Origin of the sequence: Pedobacter sp. (assembly GCF_037719805.1) — a bacterium.
Lineage (GTDB): Bacteria > Bacteroidota > Bacteroidia > Sphingobacteriales > Sphingobacteriaceae > Pedobacter.
Map to the genome: position 1 here is coordinate 160,791 of NZ_JBBJLZ010000003.1, position 20,702 is coordinate 181,492.

Consider the following 20,702-nt stretch of genomic DNA (forward strand, 5'->3'; position numbering starts at 1 on the left):
AAAAAGTGGTAGAAGTATCTATTTTTACACTAGATAAAAAGCGCATATTATATTATGGTTCAGTTGTTAGGAGAGTTTGATTGTAAATTAGATGCGAAAGGCCGCTTGATGGTGCCTTCCAAGCTAATTAAGCAATTGCCTAACGTTGACAAAGAGGGACTTATCATCAAACGTGGATTTGAGCAACACCTCACCATCTATCCTCGGAAAGTCTGGGAAACGATCGTCGAAGACCTTTCCACCCTCAACCAATACGAACAAAAAACAAGAGAATTTATTCGCTATTTCACCCGCGGCGCATCAGATCTTCCTCTGGATGCTACTGGTCGTGTCAATCTGCCCAACTCTCTAATGGAGTCGGTAGGTATCGAGGTGAATGCAGAAGTAGTGCTGGCCTGCCAGTTCGATAAGATCGAGATCTGGTCGAAAGCTGCCTATGAAGCGCAATTTGATAAAGAGCCAGCCGATTTCGCCAACCTGGCGGAAGAGCTTTTAGGCAACAAGAACAGGAGGCCAAATGGAGAATAATTACCACGTCCCTGTATTATTACAAGAATGCATCAACGGATTGGACATCAAACCCAACGGGGTTTATGTGGATGTGACGTTCGGTGGAGGTGGTCACTCCCGCGAAATCCTGAAGCATCTGGGCAAAGACGGCGTTTTGATCGCCTTTGACCAGGATCCTGATGCGCAACGCAATGTGATCGAAGACCCACGCTTTCATTTCGTAGATCAGAACTTCGCTTTTATGAAAAACAACTTGCGCTTATTGGGTTACAAAACGGTAGACGGTATTCTTGCTGATCTTGGCGTTTCCTCTCACCAGTTCAATGAGCCGGAACGTGGTTTCTCTACCAGGTTTGAATCGGCGCTGGACATGCGGATGGATAAGCAAGGTAAGTTAACTGCCGCTGAGGTATTGAATACCTATGCGGAAGATAAGCTGCACAAGATCTTCGGCATCTACGGGGAAGTTAAGAATGCCAGGTCGCTCGCTAAAGCAGTGGCCACTGGTCGCGTCGAAAAGCCAATCGTAACGCTTTCAGATTTTAAAAAAGTAATTGAAGCTCAGATCCCTAAAGGAAAAGAGAATAAATATATGGCCCAGGTCTTCCAGGCACTTCGCATTGAAGTGAACGCGGAGATCGAGGTGCTCGAGAATTTCTTGTTGCAAACCGCCGATGTTTTAAAACCGGGTGGAAGGTTAGTCGTCATGTCTTACCATTCGCTGGAAGACAGGCCGGTTAAAAGCTACCTGGCCAAAGGAAAATTTCGTGGTGAGGTGGAGAAAGATTTCTTCGGCAACGAGGAAAAGCCTTTCAAAGTCATCACCCGTAAGGCGGTCATTGCTGATGAAGAGGAACTGCTTAGGAACAGCAGGTCCAGAAGTGCGAAACTTAGAATTGGGGAAAGATTATGAGTAACCGGTTTAGAGGAGATATAGAAGAGGAAGAGCTTCCAGAGGAGCTGGAGCCCAAGCCTAAAAGGAAATCGCCGGAGAAGGATAATATTTTTCGGAAGTTTTTGACAGATGGGGTAGTGAGTAAAGAAGCAGCAACGGAGGCATTGCCTTTCCTGATCTTCATCTCCGTGTTATGCATGTTATACATCGCCAATAGTCACATGGCAGTGAAGAACATCCGCAACATTGATAAATTGAACAAAGAAGTAAAAGAATTGAGTTGGGAGTATAAATCGCTAAAGGCCGACCTGATGTTTAAGAGTAAACTGACGGAAGTAGCCAAAAAAGTAGATACGCTGGGAATTAAAGAATTAACTGAACCACCAAATAAAATTGTAGTCAGCAGAAATGAACATTAGACAGAACATAATATTAAGGGTTTACCTTTCCTTTGGACTGATCGTGCTGTTTGCCGTGGCAGTATTAGTTAGGCTTGGTGATGTGCAATTTGTAGAGGGACAAAAATGGCGTGCCATGGCCGATAGTCTCTCTACAAAGTACGTCACTGTAGAAGCTGCCAGAGGAAATATTTACTCGGTAGACGGTAGTCTGCTGGCAACGTCTATACCAGAGTACGAACTGCGCATGGATACGTATGCAGGTGGAATTGCCGATGACAAGGTGTTCAATTCAAAGGTAGATTCTTTGGGATTGGCGATGTCTGATTATTTCAAGGACAAAAGTGCGAAAGCCTATTCCCGTTACCTGCGTTCTGCCAGACGGGATAGAGAACGTTACCTGTTGATTAAACGTAAAGTAGGGTATCAGGACCTGAAAGCGGTTCGCGCATTCCCATTATATAATATTGGAAAGCATACCGGTGGTTTGATCGCCGTTCAACAAAACAAAAGGATCAGGCCATTTAAATTTCTTGCGGCCCGTACCATTGGTTACAAGAATGAAAACGTAGCGAACGGGGTTGGTCTGGAAGGGGCATACGGACAATACATCAACGGGGAATCAGGTAAACGCCTGATGCAAAGGATCGCCGGTGGGGTTTGGATGCCAATTAATGACGAAGCTGAAATTGCACCTCAAGAGGGTGCCGATATCATTTCTACCATTGACATCAACATGCAGGATCTTGCGCAGTCAGCGTTGGAGAAACAGTTGATTGCCAGTGATGCGCATCATGGTGCCGTTATTTTAATGGAAGTGAAAACCGGAGAGATCAGGGCTATTGCCAATTACACGAAAGTGGCTAAAGGAGAATATAAGGAAACCTTCAACTATGCAATTGCAGGTAACCAGGATCCGGGTTCTACTTTTAAAGTGGCATCTTATATGGCGCTGCTGGAAGACGAAATGGTAGATACCAACTCTATGATTGGAACAGGAAACTACAAAGTTCCAGGTAAACTCATCAAAGATTCCCACGGAAGTATTGGTGTGGTTACCGTTAAAAGGGCTTTTGAAGAATCGTCCAACGCAGCTATCGCCCAGATGGTGAACACGCATTATAGAAATGATCCGGCGAAGTTTACAGATCATTTGTACGACTGGCACCTGAACGAGAAACTGGAGTTGCAGATTCCTGGTGAGGCTCAACCGGTGATTAAGAATCCTAAGAATAAGAGCTGGAATAAAAATCAGACACTGGCGCAAATGGCTTATGGTTATGAGATGTTACTTACGCCTTTGAAAATGCTTTCGTTTTACAACGCAATCGCTAAAGACGGCAAGTATGTGGCTCCTATATTCGTGAAAGAAATTCGCAAGCTGGGCAATCCAATCAAGCAGTTTCAGGCAAGGGTGATCAATGATCAGATCGCTTCCCCGAAAACGATTAAAAAGATGCAAGCCATGTTGGAAGGTGTCTTTACCAATGGTACCGGAAAAAGCCTCGCTTCTAAATTCTATCCTATCGCAGGTAAAACAGGTACTGCACAGGTGGCAGACGGCAAAAACGGTTATAGGGCGAAAAGACAATACCAAAGTTCTTTCTGCGGGTATTTTCCGGCAGATAATCCTAAATATTCGTTGATCGTCGTGATCAATGATCCTAAAGGGGAGTACTATGCTGCATTGGTAGCTGGTCCGCCATTTAGAGAAATTGCCGACAGGATCTACGCCAGTGATGCGCAGATGTACAACAAGATCTCCACTCATCTGGTAGGGAATACAGTTAACCCGGAAGCGAAGATCGGTCCGACCAAGCAGGTGAAAAAGGTGTACAGTGCTTTAGGAATTAAGGCCCTTTATGCTTCAAAAACTGCGAAGCTGGATACGAACAACGGGGTGGCTTATGAGGAATTTAATACGGTAAAAGGGCTCATGCCGGATATCAAAGGCATGGGGCTGAAAGATGCGCTTTTCCTTGCTGGAAATGCCGGTCTGAGAACGAAAGTTAAGGGAAGCGGAAAGGTAGTGGCGCAATCCATTGCTGCGGGCTCCAGAATAGGTAAAGGCCACGCTTTAATTATAGAATTACAATAAGATGCAATTACAGGAAGTATTATATGGCGTAGCAATCAAGGAACTCGTTGGGACCACCAACAGGGAAGTGGCTGCGCTTGTATTTGACTCCCGGAAGGTGGTGGCAGGCTCGGTTTTCTTTGCAATCAAAGGGACGCTTGTCGATGGCCATGGCTACATTGCGACAACCATAGCAGCGGGTGCAGAAGTGATCATTTGTGAGCACTTACCTGAAGATAGGGTGGATGGCCTTACTTATATCCAGGTAGCAGATCCGTCTGCTGCGCTTGGTGTAATGGCTTCGAACTTTCATGGCAATCCATCCGCTAAGATTCAGCTGGTCGGTATTACCGGTACCAATGGAAAGACGACCATCGCTACGCTATTGTTTAAATTGTTTATGGAGTTGGGCTATAAGGTTGGTTTGATCTCCACAGTTCAGAATCAGATCAACGACGAGGTCATTACTGCTACGCATACTACACCAAATCCTTTGGCGCTGAATGAACTGTTGGATAGAATGGTAGCTGAAGGTTGCGGGTATTGCTTTATGGAAGTGAGCTCTCATGCGGTAGTTCAGCACCGGATTGAGGGAATTACTTTTGTTGGCGGCGTCTTCTCTAACATCACTCATGATCACCTTGATTTTCATGGGACATTCGATAACTATATCCGCGCGAAAAGGGGCTTCTTTGATATGCTGCCTAAAACGGCCTTTGCTTTAACCAATGCCGATGATAAGAACGGCATGGTCATGCTGCAGAATTCAAAAGCAACTAAAAAAACATATGCTTTAAAGCAACTGGCAGATTACAAGGCTACCGTTATAGAAAACAGTTTCAATGGTCTCCACCTCGATGTAGACGGGATAGAAGTGTTTTTTAAACTGGTGGGCTCATTTAATGCCTATAATTTACTGGCCGCTTATGGCACTGCCTTATTACTTGGTCAGGATCAATTGACGGTACTGACGACTTTAAGTCGCCTGGATGGGGCAGAGGGCAGGTTTGAATATGTGAGCTCTAAAAATGGCGTGATCGGGATTGTGGATTATGCGCATACGCCGGATGCTGTTCAAAATGTATTGAGTACGGTTCAGAATATCCGCAAGGGTAACGAGCAGGTGATCACGGTGATCGGCTGTGGCGGCGACCGGGACAAAACAAAACGTCCGATCATGGCTCAGGTGGCTTGTGACTGGAGCGATAAGGTGATATTAACGTCTGATAACCCAAGAACGGAAGATCCGCAAACGATCATCCAGGAAATGGAGCAAGGAGTGTCACCAACAAACAAAAGAAAAACATTGAGTATCACAGATAGAAAGGAAGCGATCAAGACTGCTTGTCACCTGGCAAAACCGGGAGACATTATTATAGTCGCAGGAAAAGGGCACGAGAAATACCAGGAGGTAAATGGGGTTAGGCATCATTTCGATGATAAGGAGATTTTATTGGAACAATTTAACTTAATCAACTAATGCTATATTATCTATTCGAGTATTTGAATCAGAATTATGATTTTCCCGGATTAAGGTTGTTTCAGTACATCACCTTCAGAACCTCTCTGGCTATTATTATCTCCTTGCTGATTACTACTGTTTTCGGTAGGAGCATCATCAACTATCTGCAGCGGATGCAGGTGGGTGAGCCGGTAAGAAATCTCGGTTTAGAAGGACAAATGCAAAAGCAAGGTACGCCTACAATGGGTGGTATTATGATTCTGTTGGGAATCCTGATCCCTACTTTACTGTTGGCCAACCTCACGAACATTTACGTGATCCTGATGATCGTTACCACAGTATGGATGGGCGTCATCGGTTTTGTTGATGATTACATTAAAGTATTTAAGAAAAACAAGGAAGGTTTAGCAGGCAGGTTTAAAGTAGTCGGACAGGTTGGTTTAGCGATCATCATTGGCTGGACCATGTATTCGAATCCTAATATAGTAGTAAGGCAAACGGTTGATGAAGTTAGTCCGACCAAAGCCGCCGCACCCATGGTATTGCGTCAAAAAGGAGAGAGCTTCTACTATACCCAGGACGTGAAGTCTACCCTAACCAACTTTCCGTTTTACAAAAACAATGAGTTTGACTACGCCAAAGTCCTTAAGTTTTTAGGTCCTGGTTATGAGAAATATGCGTTGTTTGTGTTCATGCTGTTTGTGATCGTTATTGTTACCGCGGTGTCAAACGGTGCAAACATTACGGATGGGATTGACGGTCTTGCTACGGGTACCTCTGCAATTATTGGGCTGACGCTTGGCATTTTGGCTTATGTAAGTGGTAACACGGTTATCGCCGATTACCTGAACATCATGTATATCCCGAACTCCGGCGAGCTGATGATCTTTGCTGGAGCATTTGTGGGTGCCTGTGTCGGTTTCCTTTGGTACAATTCTTATCCGGCCCAGGTTTTTATGGGCGATACCGGAAGTTTAGCTATTGGTGGGATCATCGCCGTTTTTGCGATTTTGATCCGCAAGGAGTTGCTAATTCCTATTCTTTGCGGGGTGTTCCTTGTCGAGAATGTTTCCGTGATGATCCAGGTTGGTTATTTTAAATACACGAAGAAACGGACAGGCGAAGGCAGGCGCGTGTTTTTGATGGCGCCATTGCACCACCATTATCAGAAGAAAGGCTTTCATGAGGCGAAAATTGTAACCAGGTTCTGGATCATTGGAGTCTTGCTGGCTATCATTACCCTCATCACTTTAAAACTCAGATAATGCTAGATAAAGGGAAGATCGTTGTTTTAGGTGCCGGTGAAAGCGGTGTGGGTGCGGCAATGCTGGCGCAGAAGCAGGGCTTTGACGTGTTTGTATCTGATTTCGGCGTTATTCCTGGTCAATATAAAAGTCAGCTGGAAGCTTTGCATATCCCTTTCGAAGAGCAGCAACATACGTCATCGCTTATTTTGGAAGCAATCGAAGTGATCAAGAGCCCGGGGATTCCCGATACGGTTCCGATTATCAAGGAGATCAAGCAAAAGCAGATCCCGGTGATTTCGGAGATCGAGTTTGCAAAAAGATATACCAATGCAAAAACGGTATGTATTACCGGGTCGAACGGTAAAACGACCACAACGATGCTGACTTACCACATTTTGAAGAATGCGGGTTTGAATGTAGGCTTGGCGGGCAATGTTGGAAATAGCTTCGCCGCACAGGTGGCTACTGCAGATTTTGAATGGTATGTGCTGGAACTCTCCAGTTTTATGCTGGATGATATGCATGAGTTCAAGGCAGACATCGCCGTGCTGTTAAATATTACGCCTGATCATTTAGACAGGTACGATTACAAGCTGGGCAACTATGCGGCCTCAAAGATGCGCATCACAAGGAACCAGTCGGCCAATGATGTTTTCATCTACTGTGCCGACGATGAAGAAACGATAAAGATGCTGAAGAAGAACAGAATCAATGCAAAGGCTTATCCTTTTTCTATCCGTAAGAAGATTGAGAACGGTGCCTATTTAGAGAACGACAACATACAGATCAATATAAACCAAAACGAGCCATTAACCATGTCGATATCAGAGTTAGCCTTACAGGGCAAGCACAACATTTACAACTCTATGGCTTCGGGCATAGTTGCCAAAGTACTGGAAATTCGCAATGCTACCATTCGGGAGAGCATGGGGGATTTCAAGAATATCGAGCATAGACTGGAGCACGTAGCGAAGATCTCGGGTGTGAATTACATTAATGATTCTAAGGCTACCAACGTAAACTCTACCTGGTATGCATTGGAAAGCGTAAGCAACGGTGTGGTTTTGATCATGGGTGGCGTTGACAAGGGCAACGACTACGAGATGCTGAAAGATATGGTGCATCAGAAGGTTAAGGCGATCGTATGTTTGGGTAAAGACAACAAGCGCATTCACGAGGCTTTTGAGGATGATGTGGAGATCATAGTGAACACTTTCTCTGCCCATGAAGCCGTGCAGGTTGCTTACCACCTTGCGAAAAAAGGAGATACGGTATTGTTATCACCAGCTTGTGCAAGCTTTGACTTATTTAAGAATTACGAAGACAGGGGTAACCAATTTAAGGCTGCCGTAAAAGAATTATAATATGATCGCTATCAGTACCATTCTGGATAAGACAAGAGGTGACCGCTGGATCTGGCTGATCATTATCCTGTTGTCTATGATTTCTATTCTCACTGTTTACAGTGCTACCGGCACAATTGCGTACAACAAGGGGATGGCTGTGGAAAAGTACTTATTGTATAAACACGTGATCTTTGTAATTATTGGTATTGCCATGATCTATGTGGCGCATTTACTGGATTATAAGTATTACGCAGGGATTTCAAAGATCCTGATGATCATCACCATACCTTTGCTTTTGTATACTGCAGCGTTTGGGGAGCACATTAACGATGCTTCCAGGTGGGTTAAAATTCCAGTGATCGGCTTGACCTTTCAGACCTCCGATTTGGCGAAGCTAGCGCTGATTACCTTTTTGGCAAGGATGCTGACCCGCAAGCAGGAGAATATTAAAGATGTGAAAGAGGCCTTTTTACCCATAATGGGCTCTGTATGTGCGGTAGTTGCCTTGATTGCCTGGGCCAACTTGTCAACCGGGTTAATGCTCTTTGGTGTAAGCATCTTATTGCTGATCATAGGACGAATAAGTATTAAGCAAATTATGATGGTTTGCGCTGGAGGCGGGGTCTTGTTGCTGTTTATTGTGTTCTTTGGCCCCCGGTCTGCTACTTATAAATCGAGGGTAAACTCCTATTTACATCCGGAGTTGCAGAACTCTGATAAAACGTATCAGGCGGATCAGTCAAAGATAGCTCTGGCTACCGGTGGAGCTTTTGGAAAAGGGCCAGGAAACAGCACACAAAGGAATTTCTTACCGCATCCTTATTCAGATTTTATCTTTGCAATTATAGTGGAAGAATATGGCACGTTTGGCGCTTTAGTAATGGTGATGCTTTATGTCACCTTGCTGTACCGATGTGTGCGGATTGTGACCAAGGCACCCAAGGCATTTGGGGCCCTGCTGGCCGCAGGGTTAAGCTTTAGTCTGACGATACAGGCCTTTGCAAACATGGCAGTAGCGGTCGGACTGGGACCGGTTACCGGGGTTCCATTACCGCTGGTAAGTATGGGCGGTACCTCCCTGCTCTTTACAAGTATTGCTTTTGGGATCATCCTGAGTGTAAGTAAAGATGTAGAAGAGTACGGAAGTAAAAAAATAATTGTAGGTGAGATCCCTGCAATGGCGTAAAGGATATGGGAGCAGCAAGAATAATTATTTCAGGAGGCGGTACTGGCGGACATATATTTCCGGCAATATCCATAGCGAATGCGTTGAGGCGCATGAGGCCCGACTGTGAGCTATTATTTGTTGGTGCGACTGGCAGAATGGAGATGGAGAAAGTTCCTGCTGCCGGATATAAAATTGTAGGCTTGAACATCAGCGGAATTCAACGGGGTTCCATTGTAAAGAACCTGGGTTTACCATTTAAAGTTCTTGGAAGCGTACAAAAAGCTTTACAACTGATCCGTGATTTTAAACCTGACGTGGTTGTAGGTGTTGGAGGTTATGCTTCAGGACCGATTCTTTTTGCAGCTTCTTTAAAAAGTATTCCATACCTGATTCAGGAGCAAAACTCCTACGCGGGACTTACGAATAAATGGTTGGGCAAGAAGGCAGCTAAAGTTTGTGTTGCTTTCGATGATATGGATCAGTTCTTCCCTTCGTATACTTTATTAAAAACCGGAAACCCTGTCCGCAAAGACGTGGTCGATATCATAAACAAGCATCACCATGGTGCAGAGATGCTGGGCCTTGATCCTTTAAAAAAGATTATTCTGGTAACAGGTGGTAGTCTTGGTGCTGGAACGTTGAATAAAAGTGTAGAGAAACACCTTTTGGACCTCATCGCTGCGGATGTACAGGTGATCTGGCAAACAGGGAAGTTCTATTATAAAGGAATTATTGAACGTCTTGGTGTCGATTTTCACCCTAATGTGAGGATACTTGAGTTTTTAAATAAGATGGACATGGCCTATGCTGCTGCGGACCTTATTATCTCGAGGGCAGGTGCAGGCACCATAGCGGAATTGTGCCTGATTAAAAAACCAGTGATCCTGGTGCCTTCACCGAACGTTGCCGAAGACCACCAAACAAAGAACGCAATGGCCTTAGTAAAATATAATGCTGCATTGTTGATTAACGATCGCTCTGCGGAAGATACGTTGCTAAGCGAAGCCTTGTTATTGCTGAAAGATGAGAACAGGATGCGCAAGCTGGCGGAAAACATTGGTAAAATGGGACTGCCTGATGCGGATGACCTGATCGCTTTGGAAGTACTGGCACTGGCAGAAAGGGGGCAACAGAGATGATGAAACTGGAAGCAATCAAAACAGTATACTTTGTGGGCATTGGCGGAATTGGAATGAGTGCTATTGCCCGTTATTTTCTGAACAGAGGATGTGCGGTATCTGGCTACGATAAAACGAAAACTAATCTGACTGCTCTTCTTGAAGAGGAGGGTATGGCCATTTCTTATCTGGATGAGTTAAGTACGCTTCCTGAGAATTTGCAGGCTGATGACGTAGAGCTCCTGGTTGTATATACGCCTGCCATACCTAAGGATTCAAAGATTTTAAATTACTTCCAGGACCAGGGCTTTGCATTGAAGAAAAGGTCTGAAGTGCTTGGGATTATAAGCAGAGGTCAGTTTTGTATCGCTGTTGCGGGTACTCACGGCAAAACGACTACCTCTTCTATTATTGCGCATCTTTTAACAGATACGGGTTTTGGCTGTACTGCTTTCCTTGGTGGTATTGCCACTAATTTCGAGAGTAACTTTATACTTGGAAACAATAATGTGGTGGTTGTTGAGGCAGATGAATATGACCGGTCCTTTTTAACTTTAAACCCGGATATCGCGGTTATCACTTCTATGGATGCTGATCACCTGGATATTTATGGCGATGAGGCACAGCTGCATGAATCTTTTAGAATGTTTGCCGGTCAGCTGAAGGAAAGCGGTTCGTTATTTGTGAAAGCAGGGCTGCCGATGGATGCTGGAATTAGTTACGGAATAAACAATATACCTGGCATCAGCGCTTTTAACATAAGGGTGGAACATGCACGTTTCCTTTTTGATTATTCGGATGGCAAACACTCGATCAGCGACTTAGAACTACTGCTTCCCGGTAGACATAATATTGAAAATGCAGTGGCTGCAATTGTTGTTGCCTTGGAGTTGGGCATCGCTAGTGATTTGATCAAGAAGGCGATCGCAAGTTTCAAAGGTGTGAAAAGACGTTTTGAGTATGTCGTGAACACTCCCGAAGTAGTTTACGTAGACGATTATGCACATCATCCTGAAGAACTGAGGGCCTGCTTTGATGCGATAAGGGAACTGTACCCGGCGAAGAAGCTGACGGTGATTTTCCAGCCTCATTTGTTTACGCGGACTCGTGATTTTGCAGATGGATTTGCGGAGGTATTAAGCAGTGTAGATGAGCTTTTGTTGTTGGAGATTTATCCTGCCAGGGAACAGCCTTTAACCGGAATTGATTCCAACTTTTTACTAGGTAAGATTACCCTTGATGAAAAAGCCATTTACACGAAATCGCAAATATTAGATGCAGTAGCAGATAAAAGACCAGAACTACTGGTTACCGTAGGGGCGGGCGATATTGACACATTAGTTCAACCACTTAAAAAATTGTTTAGTCATGCTTAAGCGGATCAACTGGAAATTAGTGTTCAAGGTTTTCGCCTGGGTGCTTTGTCTGAGCGGAACAGTCGTATTGATGAGTTTTGTGGGGGCCAAGCAGAAAACGGTTACCTGCAAGGATATCAAGATCCTGATACCGGGGGCTGATAATTTTATAGAGCGGGAAGAGATCGATGCCATATTGAGACAGAGTCAGGGTAATTTGATTGGCCGCCAACTAGAGGGCATCAACCTGGAAGAAATTGAGAAGAGCATCAAGGCCAATCCATACATCGCTTTTGCGACCGTTTACGCGGATATGGATGGGGTGATTCACATCGAAATACAGCAACGTCAGCCAATATTGAGAGTCATAAATTCAAATGACCAGGATTATTACATTGACAGAGATGGATTAAAGATGCCGGTATCAGGCAATTTTACTGCTAATGTATTGGTGGCAAACGGCAGGATCATGGAACATTTTAGTGGTAAAGTAGACACGTTAATTACCAAGCTTGCCGCAGATCTATATAAGACTGCCTTGTATATTAAGACTGATACCATCTGGGACGCCCAGATTGAACAGCTGTATGTGAACGACAGAAATGATATTGAGCTGATTCCAAGGGTAGGGATCCAGAAGATTATCTTAGGGACAGCGGATTCTCTGGATGTAAAAATGAACAACCTGCTTGCCTTTTATAAGCAGGCAATGCCAAAAGTGGGATGGGACACTTACAAAACCATTAACATTAAGTACACCAATCAAATTGTGTGTGAAAAGAATATCATTGACTCTGTAGCATTGCGGGCGCAAATTAAGAAAGATGCGGCCGACAGCGCTGTGAAGAAGCCGATTCCGATTGACTCCATTATTCGTGAGGACATCAGAAAGCAGATCACGGCAGAGGAAGAAAAAACAAAGACAAATACCAGGAAAAACAAATAATATACACTCAACAAAATATTACCGTTATGGGCAAAGAAAAACCATCTGTACAATCTCCAATAGTAGTAGGCTTGGATATTGGTACAACCAAAATTTGCGTAATCGTTGGACGGAGGACGCAGCATGGGAAGATCGAAGTATTGGGCATAGGTAAAGCCGAATCTGCGGGAGTTACCCGTGGGGTAGTTTCGAACATCCAAAAGACAGTGCAGGGGATTTCACAAGCAGTAGAGGTTGCCAGTGGGCAATCTAACGTTGAGATCCGCGTTGTTAACGTAGGAATTGCTGGTCAGCACATCAAAAGCTTGCAACACAGAGGCATCCTGACCAGAAGAGAATTAAATAATGAGATTGGCAAAAAAGATATAGATAAATTAATTGATGATATGTTCAAACTGGTTATGCCGCCGGGAGAAGAAATCATCCACGTATTACCTCAGGAGTTCACAATTGACAATGAGCCTGGGATAAAAGATCCGATTGGAATGGCTGGTGTTCGGTTAGAAGCGAACTTCCATATTATTTCTGGTCAGGTGACGGCGGTAAAAAACATTATGAGGTGTGTGACCCATGCAGGGTTACAAACTCAGGAATTGATATTAGAGCCATTGGCTTCTTCAGAATCGGTGTTGAGTGATGAGGAAAAAGAAGCTGGTATTGCTTTGGTAGATATAGGTGGTGGTACTACTGATATTGCAATTTTCCATGAAGGTATTATCCGCCATACCGCAGTGATCCCTTTTGGTGGTAACAGCGTTACAGAAGATATCAGAGAAGGTTGCTCTGTAATGCGTAACCAGGCAGAGTTACTAAAAACGAGGTTCGGATCTGCATTGGCAGAAGAAAATAAGGAGAATGAGATCATTTGTGTTCCTGGATTGAGAGGAAGAGAGCCAAAAGAGATCTCTGTAAAAAACCTCGCCTTTGTGATCCAGGCCCGTATGGAAGAAATCATTGAGCATGTTTATTATGAGATCAAATCTTCAGGCTACGAAAAGAAACTGATTGGTGGAGTAGTCATCACAGGTGGCGGTGCCTTGTTGAAGCACTTGTCGCAGTTGGTAGAATATGTAACCGGGTTAGATTGCAGGGTTGGTTATCCAAATGAGCATTTATCGAAGTACGAGGACATGCCTAAAACCATTTATGACGATTTGAAGAGCCCGATGTATGCGACTAGTGTTGGGTTACTGATAAAAGGAATTCAGAAAGCGGAAGAGTTGGTGGAAGAAATGAAGCAACCGGGTGTTTTTGTAGAACGACCAAAAGATAAAGAGAAGATTAAGCGCCCGGGTGGTGGCTTATTTGATAAATTATTAGCTAAGACGAAAGATTTCATCAAAGACGACATGAGCGTGAGTGATGAGGATTATATTAAGCCATAATATTTGTCAACAAATCACGACTTTTCCACATTATTAACAGTTGTGGAAAAGGCCTGTTAATAATTGTTAATATTACATAGGTGGATGAACAGGTAAAACTAATTTTTAAATAACTGATTCATAAAGATATGCAGTTCGAAATGTTAAAAGATAAGTCGTCAATCATCAAAGTAATTGGTGTTGGTGGCGGTGGAGGTAATGCGGTAAACCATATGTACCGTCAGGGAATTACAGGTGTTGATTTCATCATCTGTAATACTGATGCTCAGGCGCTAGAGTTTAGTCCGATTCCTAATAAAGTGCAGTTGGGCGCAAGCTTAACAGAAGGCATGGGTGCAGGATCTATTCCGGAAGTTGGTAAAAACTCAGCTATTGAAAATATAGATGACATCAAGCAAATGCTTGGCAGCACTACAAAAATGCTGTTTATCACAGCAGGAATGGGTGGTGGTACTGGAACAGGTGCGAGTCCGATTATCGCTAAGGCGGCAAAGGAGTTGGATATTTTAACTGTGGCCATTATTACTACGCCCTTTGCCTTTGAAGGTAAAAGACGTAAGATGCAGGCAAATGACGGTTTGGATGAGTTAAAGAAATACGTCGATTCTTATTTGGTGATCTCCAACGATCGCTTAAGAGAGATCTTTGGTAACCTTACTTTGGGTTCAGCATTTGCGCAGGCAGATGATATTTTAACAACTGCAGCCAAAGGTATTGCAGAGATCATTACAGTTCCTGGATACATCAACGTGGATTTTAAAGATGTACGTACGGTAATGAAAGACAGTGGTGTATCTATCATGGGCAGCTTTGCCTGTGACGGTGAAAATCGCGCCTTGAATGCGGTAGAAGGAGCATTAGCTTCTCCGTTGTTGAAAGACAATGAGATTGAAGGAGCCCGCTACATCCTGTTGAACATTAGTTCAGGTTTACGCGAAGTAACGATGGACGAAGTGACCATAATTACTGATTACATACAGGAAAAAGCTGGGTTATCGGCAGACCTGATCTGGGGTAACTGTATTGACGAAAGCCTGGAAGATAAGCTTTCTGTAACCATCATAGCCACTGGTTTCCAAACTTTAGAGCAACGCGAGGAAGACAAGAAAAACGTTAAAAAGATTTCTTTGTTAACTCCTGAGGAAGCCCCATTAGTGAGAGCAGTTGAACCTGTTAACTCTTTTATGGCGCCTAAGACAGAAACTGTCAACAGTATGGAGCCGGTGATGAAGCTCAAAGATGAAACGAAACAGTCTGATCTTTTTGGAGACTTGTACGGTGGAAGTAAGAGCAAGGCAAATGAGGAGCAGGAAAACAAATTTGTTAAGCATACCTTAATCGAAGAAGAACCTTCCCTTGCAGAATCACCTGCAGATGCGGGCTTTGAATTCGAGGTGAAGGTAGCGGAAACCAACTTTGTATTTGAAACTCCGGCAGCGGTATTTAACAATGACGCAAAGCCGCATGAGGAGGAACTTGCAGAAGTAGGAGAAGACGATGACAAAAGCGATGAGTCTATCGAAGATCAGCTTAAAAAATCTAAGGAACGGATACTTCGTTTAAAGGACTTAAGTATGAAGTTGCGTACGAGCAATGGATTGCAGGAGTTGGAAAATGAGCCTGCCTATAAGAGAAAGCAAATGAATTTGCAACAGGTACCTCATTCTTCAGAATCTCAGGTGTCCAGGTTCACTTTAAGCAATGACGAAGACGGATCGACTGAGATCAGACCAAACAACTCCTTTCTTCACGATAACGTTGACTAAACCCCAGCGGTTCAAAATAAAAAGCCTTAGCAAGATCTGCTAAGGCTTTTTTGTAACTATTGGTTATCAGACATATTAACCTTAAATTTGTCGCATTAAAACTTAATACTAGAACATTGGATATTTTTGAAAAGATAGCGAAGCATATGGGCCCAATCGGGCAGCACCACAAGTGGTCACATGGATACTTCTCATTTCCGAAATTGGAGGGTGAAATAGCCCCACACATGCAGTTCAGGGGTAAAGAACATTTGGTTTGGAGCTTAAATAATTATTTGGGACTGGCAAATCATCCTGAGGTCAGAGAAGCTGATGCCCGCGGAGCTACGGAATTTGGAATGGCCTATCCAATGGGGGCCAGAATGATGTCTGGAAACTCTAAATACCATGAGCAACTGGAACAGGAACTTGCCGCTTTTGTCGGTAAACCGGATGCCTTCCTTTTAAACTTCGGTTATCAGGGAATGGTATCTATTATAGACAGTCTGGTAGATAGAAACGATGTGATCGTGTATGATGGCGAGTCTCATGCTTGTATCATTGACGGACTGCGTTTACATATGGGTAAGCGTTTTGTTTACCAGCACAATGATATTGACAGTGCGCGCAAGCAGCTGCAGAGAGCCACCAAATTAGTTGAGCAAAGTGGTGGAGGTATTCTATTGATTACTGAGGGTGTATTTGGAATGTCAGGTGCGCAGGGAAAAATAAAAGAACTGATCGATCTTAAAAACGAATTTAATTTCAGGATTCTGATAGATGATGCACATGGTTTTGGAACAATGGGTCCGACCGGTGCTGGTACGCATGAAGAGCAGAACTGCATTGAGGGTGTGGATGTTTATTTTGGAACGTTTGCAAAATCCATGGCAGGCATTGGTGCATTTGTTGCGTCAAGTGTAGAAATCACCAATTTCTTCCGTTACAATATGCGTTCACAGACCTTCGCAAAGGCATTGCCTATGCCGATGGTTATTGGCTTGCTGAAGCGCTTAGAATTGCTAAAGAACAATCCGGAGTTAAGAGAAAAACTGTGGATGATAGCGACTACCCTCCAGACCGGATTAAAGGAACGGGGCTTCGATATCGGTATGACAAATACGATGGTTACACCTGTGTTCTTAAAAGGGGAACTATTGGAGGCAACCGCATTGACTATGGACTTAAGAGAGAATTACAGTATCTTCTGTTCCATTGTTGTTTATCCCGTTATCCCTAAGGGGCTAATTGAGTTAAGACTAATACCTACAGCCATGCATACTTTAGAAGATGTACAACGCACGTTAGATGCCTTTACTGAGGTTTCTGAGAAACTTCAAAACGGATACTATAGACACAACCAGTTTCCTGTCGAATAAGCATAAAAAAAAGGCGGTCTGAGTATCAGGCCGCCTTTTTTCTTTAAAAGTATATTAGTTTTTTATTCTATTACATTCCGTTATAATTTCGCTTGAAAGCTGCGCTGAGACTTTTACCAACGGTAGTCTCAAATGGTCTTCGCACACTCCAAAGTGTTTTAATGCTGCTTTAGCACCTGCCGGGTTGCCTTCTAAAAACATAAGCCTTGTGAATTCAATTAGGTTGAGGTGCAAGGGCAAAGCTGCGTTATAATCTCCCTGAAGACAAAGACGGACCATATCAGACAGTTGCTTTGGTAAGGCATTCCCGATCACGGAAATTACCCCTACAGCTCCCAGTGAGATCATAGGCAATGCTACCGGGTCATCGCCAGAGATCAACAGGAAATCTTTAGGCTTGTCCCGCATAATTTGATTAAACTGATCAAAGCTACCTGATGCTTCTTTCATCCCAATAATGTTCTTGCAATCGGTTGCCAATCTGCAGGTCGTATCAGAAGTCATGTTGCTACCAGTTCTTCCAGGTACGTTATAAAGAAATAGTGGAAGTTCTGAAGACTCGCTTAAATACTTATAATGTTGATAGATACCCTCTTGTGTTGGCTTGTTGTAGTATGGGCTTGCAGAAAGAATCGCGTCATAGCCGGTGATGTCAAATTCCTTTATTTCTTTAGCAACCGCAAGCGTATCATTACCGCCAATGCCGGCTACTAATGGTAAGCGGCCGTTGTTTATTTCTGCTGTAAACTCCCAAATCTTTTTCTTTTCATCCTTATTAAGGGTTGACGCTTCTCCTGTAGTACCAAGGGATATCAGGTACTCTACTTTCCCGTCGACAAGATAGTTGATCAGATTGCTCAACCCGTCAAAATCTACCGATCCATCTGCCTTAAATGGGGTAACCAACGCTACACCCGTTCCATGAAATTTGTTCATTTTATTTTATTATTTCAACATCTCCAATAAATCATCCGCTGTTATCAGCGGTACATTTAGTTTTTTGGCCTTTTCCAATTTCGATGGTCCCATGTTATCACCGGCGAGCAGGTAGTTCAATTTAGCGGATATACCACTCAAAATCTTTCCACCATTGCTTTCGATCAGATCTTTCAACTCTTCTCTACTGTAATTTTCAAAAACGCCCGAAATTACAAATGTTTTTCCAGTTAATTTATCACTTTGGAGGGTCATTTCGTTTTCTGCAACTATAAACTGCAATCCGTAAGATTTCAACCTGACAATTTGTTCCAGATGTTCTTGTTTAGAGAAGTATTCCACAATGCTTTCCGCGATTTTAACACCGATCTCTTCAATAGCGATCAAGTCTTCGAGCGAAGCGTTGATCAGGACATCTATGTTTTTAGCACCGTAAGCAAGTTTCCGTGCGACTGTTTCACCTACGTACCGGATGCCCAGGCCAAATAAGACCTTTTCGAAGGGCATTTCTTTAGACCTCTCAATGCCATTTAGCATGTTCTCTATAGAACGGTCTCCAAAACGTTCAATTTGCTTTAACTCGTTTGATCTATCCTTTAATGTATATAAATCACTGATATGTCTGACCAGCCCTCTTTGGTAAAAGGCTTCGATAGTCTCATCTCCTAATCCGTCGATATTCATTGCTTTCCTACCAATGAAGTGCTGGATCTTACCTACGATCTGTGGGCCGCAACCTTCATCATTGAGACAATAAAAGGCAACTTCACCTTCTTTTCTAAGTAGTTTAGTGCCGCATTCCGGACAATGGGTCAGGTACATTACTTTTGCGGCACCGGCGATACGCTTGTCCAGATTAACATTAATGATCTTCGGAATGATCTCACCGCCTTTCTCTACGAAAACACTATCCCCCTCGTGCAGATCAAGCCTTAGAATCTCATTAGCATTGTGCAAGGTTGCGCGTTTAACGGTAGTACCTGCCAAAAAAACCGGCTTAAGATTGGCCACAGGAGTTACTGCACCTGTGCGACCGACCTGATAGGTCACCTTTTCCAGCACTGTTTCTACCTGTTGAGCTTTGTACTTATAAGAAATTGCCCATCTTGGAGATTTGGCGGTAAAGCCAAGCTCCTGCTGTTGGGCATAGCTATTTACTTTGATTACAATGCCATCGATGTCATAGCTTAACTTGAACCGATGTTCTGACCAATAGGCTATAAATTCTAAAACATCATCAAGCCCATTTACTAACTTAGCGTCTTTAGAGATGTGAAAGCCCCAGTCTGCAAGGGATTCTAAACTTTCCCAATGTGTTTTAAAATAATTCTTGTCTGTGTTTAAAGAATAAAGAAAGCAATCTAATGGACGCTTGGCTACTTCTTTTGAGTCTTGCATTTTAACGGTCCCTGCAGCAAAGTTCCTTGGGTTAGCATACTGAACCTCGCCCAGTTCTTCACGCTCTTTATTTAGTTTTTCAAAGGCGGCACGATGCATCAGTATTTCGCCACGGATTTCAAACAGGGGAGGAACACTATCAAGTTTTAACCGGTGCGGAATGTTATTTATTGTCTTTACGTTTGTGGTAACATCGTCACCTTTGCTGCCGTCACCACGGGTTACAGCCCTGACTAGTTTGGAATCTTCATACGTTAAGCTTATAGAGAGTCCGTCGAACTTCAGTTCACATACATATTGAAAATCGTCTCCAATTGACTTCCTTACCCGTTCATCAAAGTCTCTTAGATCCTGTTCGTTATAAGTATTCCCTAGTGACAACATTGGCCAGCGGTGCTGAACGGTAATGAAGCTCTTGGTGATGTCACCGCCTACTTTTTGTGTTGGAGAGTTTGGATCTGCCAGATCAGGGTTCTCTATCTCCAGCTGATTGAGCTCAGCGAGTTTCTTATCGAATTCATAATCTGCGATGGTGGGCATTGCCAACACATAATAGTTGTAGGTATGTTGGTTGAGCTCAGCAACCAAGGCATCCATTTTCTCTTTTACAACGGATAATGACATAGCGCGAAGATACAAATTAAGGGTTATTTTAGTTGTGGGTCGATCTCATTGAAAATCGATAAATAAGAAGTCGAGAGGAGCTCTTTGTAGATTTCCAGTTGTATCGTGATCTGATCTAATTGTTCCCTGGAAAAGGGATCTTCCCAAACGCGCATACAAATTCTGTTAAGGGCATACGCGATGTTTTCTATCTTCTGATAGCTGAACAGGTATTTTCCTGAAATGAAGTTATTCAGAAAATTGAAGAAATTGGTAGTGTTTGTCAGGCCGCAATTTTTAAGAAATTGGTCCAGGGCAACTTTATCCGATGCTGCCAGGGCATTATAAAAATTCTCGACGTTGATGTCCTCATTTATTAGTAGTAAATGGTCTAATACCAACTCCACCCCAATGTGGGCAAGAAAGAATGGTTTTACTACACTGCCTTTCATTGCAGGAAGGAGCAGCTGTTTTAGGATCTGTGTTTGTTCAGTAAAGAAAGCTGAAGAGTGAAATAAGGCATCCACTTTAACGTGTCTTTCCCAGCCTTTATGTAAACTGACTTGATTTTGATCACCTTTAAAGGAATGAATTTCTTTAGCCGGATAGAGGTTATAGTTCTTTTCCGCGTTCTTGACAAAATCGGGCAACACCACTCCAATTATCACATTAACATCGGTGGTATCCCGCTCAAAATAGTAATGGGAAAGGAAATTCATTATTTAAAAGTAGCG

At 43.4% G+C, this 20,702-nt stretch carries 17 protein-coding genes; 14 read left to right on the forward strand and 3 right to left on the reverse strand.

Annotation, left to right across the window (positions count from 1 at the left end; translation table 11 throughout):
* Positions 1 to 54: 54 nt before the first annotated feature.
* From mraZ to WKF66_RS10395, 14 genes are all read left to right on the forward strand, one after another.
* Positions 55 to 528 (forward strand): division/cell wall cluster transcriptional repressor MraZ, encoded by a 474-nt coding sequence (mraZ, locus tag WKF66_RS10330; RefSeq protein ID WP_489674367.1) that lies wholly within the window; start codon positions 55 to 57, stop codon positions 526 to 528.
* Positions 518 to 1,423, forward strand: a complete 906-nt coding sequence (gene rsmH, locus WKF66_RS10335) for a 16S rRNA (cytosine(1402)-N(4))-methyltransferase RsmH (protein ID WP_489674368.1) — start codon at positions 518 to 520, stop codon at positions 1,421 to 1,423. Before mraZ ends, rsmH begins: the two co-directional genes overlap by 11 nt.
* A complete protein-coding gene (locus tag WKF66_RS10340) occupies positions 1,420 to 1,824 on the forward strand; it encodes an FtsL-like putative cell division protein (RefSeq protein WP_489674369.1) in 405 nt (134 codons plus the stop codon). Before rsmH ends, WKF66_RS10340 begins: the two co-directional genes overlap by 4 nt.
* On the forward strand, positions 1,814 to 3,901 hold the full coding sequence (locus WKF66_RS10345) for a penicillin-binding protein (protein ID WP_489674370.1): 2,088 nt from the start codon (positions 1,814 to 1,816) through the stop codon (positions 3,899 to 3,901). The genes WKF66_RS10340 and WKF66_RS10345 overlap by 11 nt, the downstream gene beginning before the upstream one ends.
* A gap of 1 nt (position 3,902) precedes the next feature.
* On the forward strand, positions 3,903 to 5,360 hold the full coding sequence (locus WKF66_RS10350) for a UDP-N-acetylmuramoyl-L-alanyl-D-glutamate--2,6-diaminopimelate ligase (RefSeq protein ID WP_489674371.1): 1,458 nt from the start codon (positions 3,903 to 3,905) through the stop codon (positions 5,358 to 5,360).
* The gene (gene mraY / locus WKF66_RS10355) at positions 5,360 to 6,607 is read left to right on the forward strand and encodes a phospho-N-acetylmuramoyl-pentapeptide-transferase (RefSeq protein WP_489674372.1); all 1,248 of its coding nucleotides are present in this window, start codon (positions 5,360 to 5,362) and stop codon (positions 6,605 to 6,607) included. Before WKF66_RS10350 ends, mraY begins: the two co-directional genes overlap by 1 nt.
* Positions 6,607 to 7,953, forward strand: coding sequence for a UDP-N-acetylmuramoyl-L-alanine--D-glutamate ligase (gene murD / locus WKF66_RS10360; protein ID WP_489674373.1), 1,347 nt, complete (start codon positions 6,607 to 6,609; stop codon positions 7,951 to 7,953). The genes mraY and murD overlap by 1 nt, the downstream gene beginning before the upstream one ends.
* 1 nt (position 7,954) lies before the next feature.
* Positions 7,955 to 9,121, forward strand: coding sequence for an FtsW/RodA/SpoVE family cell cycle protein (locus tag WKF66_RS10365; RefSeq protein ID WP_489674374.1), 1,167 nt, complete (start codon positions 7,955 to 7,957; stop codon positions 9,119 to 9,121).
* A 5-nt stretch (positions 9,122 to 9,126) separates the two neighbouring features.
* Positions 9,127 to 10,242 carry an undecaprenyldiphospho-muramoylpentapeptide beta-N-acetylglucosaminyltransferase gene (gene murG / locus WKF66_RS10370; protein WP_489674375.1) on the forward strand — a complete coding sequence of 372 codons (1,116 nt, stop codon included), beginning with the start codon at positions 9,127 to 9,129 and terminating at the stop codon, positions 10,240 to 10,242.
* A complete protein-coding gene (gene murC, locus WKF66_RS10375) occupies positions 10,242 to 11,597 on the forward strand; it encodes a UDP-N-acetylmuramate--L-alanine ligase (protein ID WP_489674916.1) in 1,356 nt (451 codons plus the stop codon). The genes murG and murC overlap by 1 nt, the downstream gene beginning before the upstream one ends.
* The gene (locus tag WKF66_RS10380) at positions 11,590 to 12,522 is read left to right on the forward strand and encodes a cell division protein FtsQ/DivIB (RefSeq protein WP_489674376.1); all 933 of its coding nucleotides are present in this window, start codon (positions 11,590 to 11,592) and stop codon (positions 12,520 to 12,522) included. The genes murC and WKF66_RS10380 overlap by 8 nt, the downstream gene beginning before the upstream one ends.
* Positions 12,523 to 12,548: 26 nt before the next feature.
* Positions 12,549 to 13,907 (forward strand): cell division protein FtsA, encoded by a 1,359-nt coding sequence (gene ftsA / locus WKF66_RS10385; RefSeq protein WP_489674377.1) that lies wholly within the window; start codon positions 12,549 to 12,551, stop codon positions 13,905 to 13,907.
* Between the two features lie 128 nt (positions 13,908 to 14,035).
* Positions 14,036 to 15,673: a cell division protein FtsZ gene (gene ftsZ, locus WKF66_RS10390; protein ID WP_489674378.1), complete on the forward strand. Its 1,638-nt coding sequence runs from the start codon at positions 14,036 to 14,038 to the stop codon at positions 15,671 to 15,673.
* A 116-nt stretch (positions 15,674 to 15,789) separates the two neighbouring features.
* Positions 15,790 to 17,031, forward strand: coding sequence for an aminotransferase class I/II-fold pyridoxal phosphate-dependent enzyme (locus WKF66_RS10395; RefSeq protein ID WP_489674379.1), 1,242 nt, complete (start codon positions 15,790 to 15,792; stop codon positions 17,029 to 17,031).
* 54 nt (positions 17,032 to 17,085) lie between these two features.
* Here WKF66_RS10395 and dapA read toward each other — a convergent pair whose 3' ends face one another.
* The 3 genes from dapA to WKF66_RS10410 are packed head-to-tail and all read right to left on the reverse strand — an operon-like array spanning position 17,086 to position 20,687.
* A complete protein-coding gene (gene dapA / locus WKF66_RS10400) occupies positions 17,086 to 17,967 on the reverse strand; it encodes a 4-hydroxy-tetrahydrodipicolinate synthase (RefSeq protein ID WP_489674380.1) in 882 nt (293 codons plus the stop codon).
* Between the two features lie 9 nt (positions 17,968 to 17,976).
* Entirely contained in the window at positions 17,977 to 19,989 is a 2,013-nt protein-coding gene (gene ligA / locus WKF66_RS10405) for an NAD-dependent DNA ligase LigA (protein ID WP_489674381.1), read from the reverse strand.
* Positions 19,990 to 20,012: 23 nt separating this feature from the next.
* The gene (locus WKF66_RS10410; RefSeq protein ID WP_489674382.1) at positions 20,013 to 20,687 is read right to left on the reverse strand and encodes an ACP phosphodiesterase; all 675 of its coding nucleotides are present in this window, start codon (positions 20,685 to 20,687) and stop codon (positions 20,013 to 20,015) included.
* Positions 20,688 to 20,702: the final 15 nt, after the last annotated feature.